3 protein-coding genes and 1 pseudogene are annotated in these 8010 nt (G+C 57.1%); all 4 read left to right on the top strand.

Annotation, left to right across the window (positions count from 1 at the left end; genetic code table 11):
• Window positions 1–143: pseudogene (locus WIH05_RS13020) on the top strand (4-hydroxy-3-methylbut-2-en-1-yl diphosphate synthase); the annotation flags it as partial.
• Window positions 143–4699: a PolC-type DNA polymerase III gene (locus WIH05_RS13015; protein WP_337425479.1), complete on the top strand. Its 4557-nt coding sequence runs from the start codon at window positions 143–145 to the stop codon at window positions 4697–4699. The pseudogene WIH05_RS13020 and the gene WIH05_RS13015, both read left to right, overlap by 1 nt.
• 216 nt (window positions 4700–4915) lie before the next feature.
• On the top strand, window positions 4916–7453 hold the full coding sequence (locus WIH05_RS13010) for a heavy metal translocating P-type ATPase (protein WP_337425478.1): 2538 nt from the start codon (window positions 4916–4918) through the stop codon (window positions 7451–7453).
• A 47-nt stretch (window positions 7454–7500) separates the two neighbouring features.
• On the top strand, window positions 7501–7794 hold the full coding sequence (locus WIH05_RS13005) for a metal-sensing transcriptional repressor (RefSeq protein WP_215655510.1): 294 nt from the start codon (window positions 7501–7503) through the stop codon (window positions 7792–7794).
• Window positions 7795–8010: the final 216 nt, after the last annotated feature.

Here is an 8010-nt window from a genome sequence, read left to right as displayed (position 1 = left end):
AGGCAGATATCGGAATTGCCGGAGGCATTGGCGAGGGCCTGCTCATTAAGAAGGGGCAGATCCTTAAGAAGCTGCCGGAGGATGAGCTTCTGCCGGCTCTGCGGGCGGAGCTTCTGGCCATGAAGGAAGCAAAGGGAGAATAATGGAAAAACCGTTTCTGGAAGTATTTCCGGGACTGCATATCGGCGAAGAATTAAAGGAGCTTCTAAAGCTGGTCATGGTGGAAAAGGTATCCATGCCAAAGGACAGAAGCTCTCTTCGCATCTATATCGTAAGTCCCAGACTGATCCATAAAAAGAATATTTACAGCATGGAGGAGGGGATCGCAAAACAGCTCTTCCCCGGCCGCTCCATCATCGTGAAGATCCTTGAAAAATACCGCCTTTCGGCCCAGTATACGCCGGAAAAGCTGTACCAGGTCTACAAGGACAGCATCCTGATGGAGTTTAAGAATTTCGGCATGATCGAATACAATATCCTGCGCCGGGCGGAAACGGCCTTTGAGGCAGAGGATACCATGGTCATGACCATCGAGGACAATCTGATCTACCGGGAACGCTCAAAGGAAGTGGGGCGGATCCTGGAAAAGATCTTTACAGAGCGGTGCGGCCTTCCGGCAGAGGTAAGGTTTTCCTTCACAAAGGCAGAGAAGGAGAGACGGGACGACTTTGACGAGGAGGCGGCCCTGGCGGCCCTTCTGGCGTCTCACGTCCAGGATGCGGGCGGCGGGCAGGAGGAAGCGGCGGACTCCCGGGGCCTGGAGACAGCCCAGGGCGGTCCTGGAGAGGGGCATGCTTTGGCCCAGGATCAAAAGCCCGGCTCCCGGACCTTTACGAAAAAGACCTTTGGGGAGAAAAAAGCTGCCGGAGGAAAGGGAAATCCCGGCAGCGGGACCGGAAGCGGCGGCTTCCAGGGCGGCCAGAACGGCTCTGGCTCCGGCTTTAAGCGGGACGGCGGCCGGGGAGGAAGAATGCCCTACCGGAAGTCGGAGAATCCCGATGTGCTTTACGGCCGCGATTTCGAGGGCGAGACCATGGAGATCCATGAGATCGCCGGGGAGATCGGCGAGGTGGTCTTACGGGGAAAGATCATCCGGGTGGAAAAAAGGGAGCTTAGAAGCGGCAGCAAGATGATGATCTTTGATCTCACCGACTTCACCGACAGCATCACCATCAAGATGTTCCTGAGAGAGGACCAGGAGGCCGACGCCGACGAGGCCATAAAGCAGGGGAAGTTCATAAAGCTCAAGGGGATCACCACCATCGACCGGTTCGACGGCGAGCTGACCGTGGGCTCCATCACTGGGATCAAAAAGTGCGAGGATTTTACCACCCGGCGGGTGGACAACGCGCCGGTGAAGCGGGTGGAGCTCCACTGTCATACGAAAATGAGCGACATGGACGGCGTTTCTGAGGTAAAGGATATCATAAAACGGGCAAAGCAGTGGGGAATGCCGGCCCTGGCTGTGACTGACCACGGCTGCGTCCAGGCCTTCCCGGACGCCAGCCATGCCCTGGATAAGGGCGATGCCTTCAAGGTCCTTTACGGGGTCGAGGGATACCTGGTGGACGATATGAAGGAGATCGTGGAGAACTCTGAAAACCAGAGCCTGGACGGCGCTTTTGTGGTATTTGACATTGAGACCACCGGCTTTTCCCCTGTGAAGAATAAGATCATTGAGATCGGAGCCGTAAGGGTGGAAAACGGGGTGATCACAGACCGCATGGACGAGTTTGTGGACCCGGAGGTGCCCATTCCCTTTGAGATCGAACGGCTCACAGGCATAAACGATGCCATGGTCATGGGAGCCGAGACCATCGGCCCGGTCCTGGGGCGGTTTCTGGAGTTTTGCCGGGGAGCGGTGCTGGTGGCCCACAATGCGTCCTTTGACGTGGGCTTCATCAGCCACAATGCCTCCGTTCTGGGATATGAATTCCATCCCACGGTCATGGATACGGTGGCCCTGGCCCGGGTGCTCCTTCCCAATCTGAACCGGTATAAGCTGGATACGGTGGCCAAGGCGTTAAATGTATCCCTGGAGAACCACCACCGGGCCGTGGACGATGCGGAGGCCACGGCAGGAATTTTCCTGAAATTCGTGGAAATGTTAAAAAAACAGCATGGTATGGAGACCCTGGACGATCTGAACGTCTTTAACCAGGCGGAGGATTCGGCTATCATGAAAATGCCCACCTACCATGTGATCATCCTGGCAAAAAACGACCTGGGCCGGGTGAACCTGTACCGGCTGGTGTCCTGGTCCCATGTGCGGTTCTTTTCCAGACGGCCCAGGATCCCCAAGAGCCTTTTAAACCAGTACCGGGAGGGACTGATCATCGGCTCGGCCTGCGAAGCCGGGGAGCTTTACCAGGCCATCCTGCGGGGAGGCACTGACGCGGAGCTCCAGCGGCTGGTACGGTTTTATGACTATCTGGAGATCCAGCCCCTGGGCAACGACATGTTCATGCTGCGGGATGAAAAGAGCACCGTAAAGACCGTGGAGGATCTGAAGGAGATCAACCGGAAGATCGTGCGCCTGGGGGAGCAGTGCGGAAAGCCTGTGTGCGCCACCTGCGACGTCCATTTCCTGGATCCGGAGGACGAGATCTACCGGAGGATCCTCATGGCCGGCATGGGCTTTAAGGACAGCGACGAGCAGGCCCCCTTATATCTGCGTACCACGGAGGAAATGCTCGCAGAGTTCGATTACCTGGGCAGCGATCTGGCCTATGAGGTGGTGGTCGCCAATACCAGAAAGATCGCCGATATGTGCGAGCCCATCGCTCCGGTGCGGCCGGATAAGTGTCCGCCTGTCATTGAAAATTCTGACGAGACCCTGAGGAACATCTGCTACAACCGCGCCCATGAAATGTACGGGGAAAACCTTCCGAAGATCGTGACGGACCGGCTGGAACGGGAGCTGACCTCCATTATCTCCAATGGATTTGCCGTCATGTATATCATTGCCCAGAAACTGGTGTGGAAGTCCAACGAGGACGGATATCTGGTGGGCTCACGGGGCTCCGTGGGTTCGTCCTTTGTGGCCACCATGTCGGGGATCACGGAGGTAAACCCCTTAAGTCCTCATTATTACTGCACCAACTGCCATTACTACGACTTCGACTCAGAGGAAGTGAAGAAATATTCAGGTATGGCCGGCTGTGATATGCCGGACAAGCTGTGCCCGGTCTGCGGCCATCCTCTGACCAAGGACGGCTTTGACATTCCCTTTGAGACCTTCCTGGGGTTCAAGGGAGATAAGGAGCCGGATATCGACTTAAACTTCTCCGGGGAATACCAGAGCCGCGCCCACGATTACACGGAGGTGATCTTTGGAAAGGGCCAGACCTTCCGGGCAGGGACCATCGGCACCCTGGCGGACAAGACGGCCTTCGGCTATGTGAAGAACTATTTTGAGGAGCATGGGGAGAGGAAGAGAAACTGCGAGATCAACCGGATCGTACAGGGCTGCGTGGGCGTAAGGCGCACCACCGGCCAGCACCCCGGCGGCATCGTGGTCCTTCCCCTGGGAGAGATGATCTATTCCTTCACTCCAGTGCAGCACCCGGCCAACGATATGGCCACCAAGACCATCACCACCCACTTTGACTACCACTCCATTGACCACAACCTGTTAAAGCTGGATATCCTGGGCCATGATGATCCCACCATGATCCGTATGCTCCAGGACCTGATCGGCCTGGATCCTGTAAAGGATATCCCTCTGGACTGCAGGGAGGTCATGAGCCTGTTCCAGGATACCTCGGCCCTGGGCATCACGCCCGAGGACATCGGCGGCTGTAAGCTGGGAGCCCTGGGGGTCCCTGAATTCGGAACGGACTTTGCCATGCAGATGCTTCTGGATACAAAGCCCAAATATTTTTCTGACCTGGTGCGGATCGCCGGACTGGCCCACGGAACAGACGTGTGGCTGGGCAACGCCCAGACTCTGATCCAGGAGGGCAAGGCAACGATCCAGACGGCCATCTGCACCCGTGACGATATCATGGTCTATCTGATCCAGCAGGGACTGGAGGAAGGAACGGCCTTTACCATCATGGAATCGGTCCGAAAGGGCAAGGGCTTAAAGCCCGAGTGGGAGGAGGAGATGTCAGCCCACGGGGTGCCCGACTGGTACATATGGTCCTGTAAAAAGATCAAGTACATGTTCCCCAAGGCCCATGCGGCGGCTTACGTGATGATGGCCTGGCGGATCGCCTACTGCAAGGTATTCTATCCGCTGGCCTATTACGCTTCCTTCTTCAGCATCCGCGCCAGCGCGTTTTCCTATGAGATCATGTGTCTGGGACGGGAAAAGCTGGAAAGCCATCTGGCAGATTATAAGAGGCGGTCCGACTCCCTTTCAAAAAAGGAGCAGGATACCTTAAGGGATATGCGGATCGTCCAGGAGATGTACGCCAGGGGCTTTGATTTCCTGCCCATGGATATCTATAAGGCCAGGGCCAGGCATTTCCAGGTCATGGGCAATAAGCTGATGCCCTCCATCAACAGCATCGACGGCCTGGGCGAGAAGGCGGCGGACTCCATCGAGGAGGCGGCCAAGGACGGTCCCTTCCTCTCCAAGGAGGATTTCAGGAACCGGACCAGGGTCAGCAAGACCATCTGCGACCTGATGGGAGAGCTGGGGATCCTTAAGGACCTTCCGGAGACCAACCAGCTTTCCCTGTTCGATTTCTAACGGCTGTCCGCCCGCCGGGCAGCCGTCCTGCGGCAGGCGGCGGATATGGACGGGCCGGAGCGGCCGCCTGGAACGTGTGGAAACAACAGCCGGGCCGGGCAGCTTCGGGAGCTGTGAGAAAAATCATGGCCCCTCCTTGACAGAAATATCCAAAAGTGATATTTTATAGATGTACTCGGTACGGGTATAGAAAAGAATCTGTTACGGAGGGAATCAATGGAGCAATATACAGTGACCGGCATGAGCTGCGCGGCCTGCAGCGCCAGAGTGGAAAAAGCGGTGTCGAAGGTTCCGGGAGTGGAGTCCTGCTCTGTGAGTCTTCTGACCAATTCCATGGGCGTAGAGGGAAGCGCAGACGCTGCCGATATCATCGCCGCCGTGAAGGAGGCGGGTTATGGGGCCTCGGTAAAGGGAAGCCGCGGCGGAGAGGACGGAGCCGGGAGCGGTCCTGCCGCCGGGGGCGCGGCCTTTGACGAGGATGCCCTGGCGGATCACGAGACTCCGGTATTAAAAAAACGGCTGTTCTCTTCCCTGGGATTCCTGGCCGTCCTCATGTATTTTTCCATGGGACATATGATGTGGGGCTGGCCGGTCCCGGAGTTTTTTGCGGACAATCACGTGGCCATGGGCCTTCTGCAGCTCCTGCTGTCGGCGGCGGTCATGGTGATCAACCAGAAATTTTTTATCAACGGCTTTAAGGGGCTCCTGCACCGGGCTCCCAATATGGACACCCTGGTGGCCCTGGGTTCCGCCGCCTCCTTCGGATGGAGCGTCTACGCCCTGTTTGAGATGACGGAGGCCCAGCTAAACGGCGATATGGCCGGGGTCATGACGTATATGCACGAGTTCTACTTTGAGTCGGCGGCCATGATCTTAACTCTCATTACGGTGGGAAAGATGCTGGAGGCCCGGTCCAAAGGAAGGACCACCGATGCCTTAAAGGGCCTCATGAAGCTGGCCCCCAAAACGGCTGTGGTGGAACGGGACGGCGTGGAAACAGAGGTTCCCATCGCCCAGGTGAAAAAGGGCGATATCTTTGTGGTGCGGCCTGGAGAAAACATTCCTGTGGACGGCGTGGTCTTAGAGGGAGAGAGTGCGGTCAATGAAGCGGCCCTGACCGGAGAGAGCATCCCGGCGGATAAGGGCCCTGGAGATATGGTATCTGCGGCCACGGTGAACCAGTCGGGCTTTATCCGCTGTGAGGCGTCCCGGGTAGGAGAGGACACCACCCTTTCCCAGATCATAAAAATGGTCAGCGACGCGGCGGCCACCAAGGCTCCCATTGCCAAGGTAGCGGACCGGGTGTCGGGCGTCTTTGTCCCGGCGGTCATTGCCATTGCGGTCCTTACGGTCATTGGCTGGCTGGCGGCCGGGGAGACCTATGGATTTGCCCTGGCCCGGGGGATCTCGGTGCTGGTGATCAGCTGCCCCTGCGCCCTGGGGCTGGCCACGCCGGTGGCCATCATGGTGGGCAACGGACTGGGTGCGAAAAACGGGATTCTGTTTAAAACGGCTGTGTCCCTGGAGGAGACCGGGAAGACAGAGATCGTGGTCCTGGATAAGACCGGCACTATCACCAGCGGGGAGCCCCGGGTCACGGATCTGATCCCCGGGGAGGGGGTCCAGGAAGGGGAGCTCCTTTCCATGGCCTGCGCCCTGGAGAAAAAAAGCGAGCATCCTCTGGCAAAGGCCGTGCTTCTGAAGGCTGAGGAAGAGGGGCTTGCGCCGGGAACGGTGACAGAGTTCAAAGCCCTTCCGGGAAACGGCCTTACGGCCCTGGCAGAAGGAACGCCGGTGTACGGCGGAAATCTCCGGTTCATGGAGACGAAGGTCTCTGTACCGGAGGCAGCCAGAGACCAGGCCCTGGCCCTGGCAGAGAATGGAAAGACCCCGCTCTTCTTCGGTTCAGGAGAGCGTTTCCTGGGGATCATAGCCGTGGCGGACGTCATAAAGGAGGACAGTCCCAGGGCTGTGAAGGAACTGCAGAACATGGGGATCCGCGTGGTGATGCTGACCGGGGACAATGAACGGACCGCAAGGGCCGTAGGCCGGGAAGCCGGAGTGGACGAGGTCATTGCGGGCGTTCTTCCAGACGGCAAGGAAAGCGCTGTGCGGGCCTTAAAGGAGCAGGGCCGGGTGGCCATGGTCGGCGACGGGATCAACGACGCTCCGGCCCTTACACGGGCGGATACGGGCATCGCCATCGGAGCGGGCACCGACATTGCCATCGACGCGGCGGATGTGGTACTGATGAAGAGCCGCCTGTCGGACGTTCCGGCGGCCATCCGCTTAAGCCGGGCAGCTTTGAGGAACATCCATGAAAACCTGTTCTGGGCGTTCTTTTATAATGTGGTGGGCATCCCCCTGGCCATGGGGCTTTTTATCCCGGTCCTGGGGTGGAAGCTGAATCCCATGTTCGGCGCTGCGGCCATGAGCTTATCCAGCTTCTGCGTCGTATCCAATGCACTGAGGCTGAACCTCTTTGATCTGCACCGGGCAGACAGAGACAGGAAGATAAAAGCTGAAAAAAAGAAAAAGGAGAAGAAGATCATGGAAAAGACTTTAAAGATCGAGGGTATGATGTGCGGCCACTGCGAGGCCCGGGTGAAAAAGGCCCTGGAGGCAGTTCCCGGAGTGGAAAGCGCCGCTGTGAGCCATGAGGCGGGCACCGCTGTGGTGACCTTAAAGGAGGACGTGGCTTACGACATTCTTAAAAAAGCAGTAGAGGATCAGGATTACAAGGTGATTGACTAGTTTTTGAGACAAGGAGAGGTATTGTGGAAGAAAATAAGAGTACTGGAATGGAAAACTGCGAGGTCAGACACAAGCACAGATCAGCAAAGGAGGAAAAAGACCTCATCAGTCGGCTGAACCGGATCGAGGGACAGGTACGGGGAGTGAAGGCCATGGTCCAGGATGAGCGGTACTGCACCGATATCCTGGTCCAGGTATCTGCGATCCAGTCGGCGTTAAACGGGTTCAGCAGGACCCTGCTGTCCAGCCATGTCAAATCCTGCGTGGTGGAGGAGATCAAAAACGGGGATGCGGATAAGGCCGTGGACGAGCTGTGCGAGACCATCCGGAAAATGCTGTAAAAAAGAATTGTCAGTAATGGTTCCGCCATGAAAAGATCCGCCTGCGCTTTTGTATCATGCAGGTGCTCAGAAGATATATGGCGGAACTGTTACAATTGTTTGAAAAAAAATGAAAAATATAGTTGACATTTTTTGAGTTTTATATTATACTTACGTCTGTGATCGAGGCGTGGCTCAGTTTGGTAGAGCGCTGCGTTCGGGACGCAGAGGTCGCAA

Source organism: Alitiscatomonas sp. (assembly GCF_037242085.1).
GTDB lineage: Bacteria > Bacillota > Clostridia > Lachnospirales > Lachnospiraceae > Alitiscatomonas > Alitiscatomonas aceti.
The sequence above is the reverse complement of the archived record's forward strand: the minus strand, read 5'-3'. Positions and strand labels throughout refer to the sequence as shown.